The organism is Cobetia sp., from assembly GCF_983723665.1.
The window spans coordinates 12,125-16,189 of sequence record NZ_CFDJES010000034.1; the positions used below are offsets into that span (position 1 = coordinate 12,125).

Below are 4,065 nucleotides of genomic sequence, written 5' to 3' on the forward strand. Positions count from 1 at the left end.
GACCAGTACGCTCGACTTGACCAGTAGGCCCGTCTCTCACCGATAGGACACCCCAATGGATTGGCTGGAATACCTGTTACCTGTCTTCTTCCTTACCCCTCTGGGTGCCATCGCGCTGGTGGTGCTGGGCATGCGCGGCCTGCATGAGCGGCGCATCCAGTCGCCGCTGACCCGCCGCCAGCTGCGTGAACCGGGCCAGAGCCTGCGCGATCGTCTCGACGAGGCCTTCCAGGCGCTGTTTCTCGACGGGGCGCTCGGCCCGCTCATCACCTTGAGTCCGCTGGTCTACGGCATGGGGCGCATGGTGTTCGGCGAAGAGCAGAACTGGCTTGAGTGGGCCGCCTACGGTCTGGCCTGTGCGCTGCTGGTGCTGGTGTTCGCGCTGCGCCTGACGCGTCACTTCCAGCGCATCCGCAAGCTCAAGCTGGGGCTGGCCTGCGAGCTGTCCATCGGTCAGGAACTCGACCAGCTGATCCGCCCGGAACAGCTGACCAGCATGGTCTATCACGACGTGCCGGCCGATGGTTTCCATATCGATCATCTGGTGGTCACCCCCGCCGGCGCCTATGCCATTCGCACCAAGGCGCGCTCGCGGCCGCTGGATGCGCTGGGCGCACTCAAGGATGAGGTCAAGCTCAAGGATGGTCGCCTGTACTTCCCGGGCTATCGCGAGCGCAAACCGCTGCGCGAGACACGTACCGCACGCGACTGGACGGCCGCCTGGCTGAAGCGTGAATGCGGCGTCGACGTGCCGGTGCAGGGGCTGCTGGCACTGCCGGGCTGGCAGATCGTGCGCGAGGGGACCCAGCGCGAGAATGACCCCGAGGTCGTCAATGGCGAGGGCCTGGCCGAGTGGCTGAGCACCCATTGCATGGCCCCCGAAGAGGGTTGCCCGACCCTGGATGACGCCCTCAAGCAGCGCATCAACGAGGCGATTCTCGACCGCGTCCAGGCCGAGCGCCTCGCTACCAGTTGATCCTTTGCCATGCTCCGGCCCCTCGGAGCATGACAGCGCCAGACAAAGGCTTGCCAAGGCGGCCCGCCCGGCGTTAAATACGCGCCGGTCCAGCCTTGGCAACCTTATCGCGCTATCGCAATGATGGCACTCTTGGCGACATATCCCGCATGAAACTCATCACCTTCGACGCTTTTCGTACCCTCGGCATTCCCGGTGTTCGTTATATCAAGCCGGAGCGCATGCTGGATCACCTCGACGAGATCCGCGCCGCCGATATCCTGCTGTTTCCCGAATACTGGCAGATCACCACCCTGGTCTACGGCCTCGGCAAACGCATCTTCCCCAGCCTGCCCAGCTACGCGATCGGCCACGACAAGGTCGAGCAGACACGCGTCTTTCAGGCCATCTGCCCGGACAATGTGCCACCGACCGAGATTCGCGGCGCCAGCCGTCAGGCAATCGACGATATCGAGGCGCGCTTCGGCTACCCGCTGATCGTCAAGGAAGTCAAAAGCTCGATGGGCGTCGGCGTGAAGCTGATCCAGTCGCGAGGCGAGCTGGAGGCGCATGCGGCGGAGCATCCGGTGCTGTATGCCCAGCCGCGCCTGGAGATCGACCGCGACCTGCGCATCGTGGTGGTGGGTGGCGAAGTCATCACCGCCTACTGGCGCGTCACGCCGCTGGGCGGCTATCGCTCCAATGTCAGTCAGGGCGGCGAGACGGCCTACGACAATATTCCGGCGCCCGCCATCGCCCTGGCCCTGCACCTGGCCGAGGCATTGAGTGTCGATCATGCCGGCTTCGATATCGCGATGGTCGATGGCCATCCGCTCGTGTTCGAGTTCAACCGCCTGTTCGGCAATCAGGGCATCCCGGACAGCTCGCGGCGCATCGGTGCCGCCATCCTCCGCCATCTGGCGCTCGACAGCAGCGACAACGACCCGATGCCACCGCTACTGACGCCGCGCCGGGTGCGCCGCGCGACACTCGAGGAAACCGGCTGACGCCTTGCGGGCCAGTCATCACGCTACGTCCTTGCCTGCCCTGAACGACAAGACGCCGCCCAATGGGCGGCGTCTTGTCGTCTGGCACTGGCCGTTCAACCGGCCAGGCGGCTCATCTCCTCACAGGCGTGAGGGACGGCTGTGCGGGTCGCCTTCGATATGATCCTTGGGCGGGTCCTGCCGCGGCTTGCCTGCTGCCGGCACGTCCTCGTCGGGTATTTCCCAAGTGCCGTCTTCGGTCCAGGGGTCGTCTGCCGGGAACTCCTCGATGTTGATTTCCTTGACCGTGTAATCCGGCTGGTAGCGCAGGTCATAGTGCGCGGCACGCACGATGGAGATGCACAGCATCAAGGCCACTGCCAATAGCGGCACACCCCCGATGATGGAGGCCGTCTGCAGGGTCTCCAGCCCGCCGATGAACATCAGCACGATGGGCATGAACGACAGGGCGAAGGCCCAGAACAGGCGGTTCCAGCGCATCGGCTCTTCATCGACTTCCTTCTGGACCACAGCGGCCAGAATGTAGGAGATGGAGTCGAAGGTGGTCGCGGTGAAGATCAGCGCCAGCAGCGTGAAGGCGAAGATCACCACGTAGTCCAGCGGCAGCGTGTGCAGCATCGCGAAGATGGCTGCGGTCGGGCTCTGGTCATTGAGAATGGTGACCACGTCCAGCTCACCGGACAGCTGCAGGTAGAGGCCGTAGTTGCCCATCACCATGAAGAACAGGAAGCAGCCCATGGTGCCGAAGAACATCGAACCGGCGACCATGGCGCGGATGGTGCGGCCCCGCGAGATACGCGCGATGAACAGCCCCACGCTGGGCGCGAACACCAGCCACCAGGCCCAGTAGAAGATGGTCCAGTCCTGCGGGAAGTGCGTGTCCTCGAAGCCCTTGAACTCGGCGAACGGTTCAAGCCAGGTGGCCATGTGGATCAGATTGCTCATCACGCGGCCCAGCGCATCCAGCCCGGTATTGGCCATGAACAGGGTCGGCCCCGCGATGAAGATGAACAGCAACAGGCCGACCGCCAGCCAGAAGTTGATGTCTGACAGCAGCTTGATGCCCTTCTTGAGGCCCACGTAGGCGCTGTAGCCGAACAGGGCGGTACACACCAGCAGCACCACGATCTGCGTAGTCAGCGACTTGGGCACCCCGAACAGCTCGTGCACCCCCTCGTTGATCATCGGTGCCGCCAGACCCAGGGTGGTCGCACCGCCGCCCAGCATGCCGAAGATGAAGCTGATATCGATCAGCTTGCCCAGCCAGCCATGCGCCAGCTTTTCGCCCAGCACCGGCATCAGCGCCTCGGAAATCTTCAGCACGCTGTGGTGACGCACGTAGTAGAAGTAGGCGATCGGCACGGCGGGAATCAGGTAGATCGCCCATGCCAGCGGGCCCCAGTGGAAGATGCCGTAGGCCGCGGCCCATTCCGCTGCCTCCGGTGTCTGGCCTTCCACATGGAATGGGGGCGACTGGTAGTAGTAGACCCACTCGATCATCGACCAGTACAGGATGGAGGCCCCGATACCGGCACAGAACAGCATCGCCGCCCATGAGACGATGGAGAATTCGGGCTTCTCCTCGGCATCACCGAGCTTTATCTGACCGATGTCGCTGAAGATGATGTAGATCATGAAGCCGCCGGCCCCCACGCCGAGCAGCAGATAGAGCACGCCGAGCTTGCTGGTGACGAAGTTCTTGGCCGCCGATACCCACATCGCGCCCTGCTCGGGGAAGATGACCAGGGGCAGCGTCACTGCCAACAGCAGGAAGATCGAGCCGAAGAAGGTCGGCTTGTCGATCATGTCGAAGGGCTTTTCCGGCCGATCCCCCGCCGCCCTGGCGGATACCTTTCGGGTTTCCTTGCTCATATATAAGCCTCATTTATCGTTATTGCCATACATGATAACAGCTTATCATGAGTGATTGCGATACACGCATCCCCACTGCGTACAATCCTAGTACAACGATCCAAGCGGCTACGTAAAGTCAATTTAACGCAAGCAAGTCATTTATTAGCGCATGACAGGCCTTGGCGTTAAGGCCAAGAGAAGAGCAGGAAGCACGACGACAGGGCTGGCAGCGACAGGCAAATCAGCAGG

Annotated in this window: 3 protein-coding genes; 2 read left to right on the plus strand and 1 reads right to left on the minus strand. The window is 62.7% G+C overall.

The annotated features are described in order from the left end of the window. Nucleotides 1-55: 55 nt before the first annotated feature. Complete coding sequence (locus AC4FAH_RS05410; RefSeq protein ID WP_043335750.1) at nucleotides 56-976, plus strand: nuclease-related domain-containing protein; 921 nt, start codon at nucleotides 56-58, stop codon at nucleotides 974-976. 149 nt (nucleotides 977-1,125) lie between these two features. Continuing rightward, complete coding sequence (locus AC4FAH_RS05415; RefSeq protein ID WP_490245748.1) at nucleotides 1,126-1,962, plus strand: ATP-grasp domain-containing protein; 837 nt, start codon at nucleotides 1,126-1,128, stop codon at nucleotides 1,960-1,962. Between the two features lie 120 nt (nucleotides 1,963-2,082). On the opposite strand, the gene AC4FAH_RS05420 is transcribed toward AC4FAH_RS05415, so the two are convergent. After that, complete coding sequence (locus AC4FAH_RS05420; RefSeq protein ID WP_043335751.1) at nucleotides 2,083-3,834, minus strand: BCCT family transporter; 1,752 nt, start codon at nucleotides 3,832-3,834, stop codon at nucleotides 2,083-2,085. Between the last annotated feature and the right edge of the window lie 231 nt (nucleotides 3,835-4,065).

Coding starts and splice junctions, on each gene's coding strand:
- AC4FAH_RS05415 (WP_490245748.1), top strand. CDS start 1,126: ATGAAACTCATCACCTTCGACGCTTTTCGTACCCTCGGCATTCCCGGT.
- AC4FAH_RS05420 (WP_043335751.1), bottom strand. CDS start 3,834: ATGAGCAAGGAAACCCGAAAGGTATCCGCCAGGGCGGCGGGGGATCGG.
- AC4FAH_RS05410 (WP_043335750.1), top strand. CDS start 56: ATGGATTGGCTGGAATACCTGTTACCTGTCTTCTTCCTTACCCCTCTG.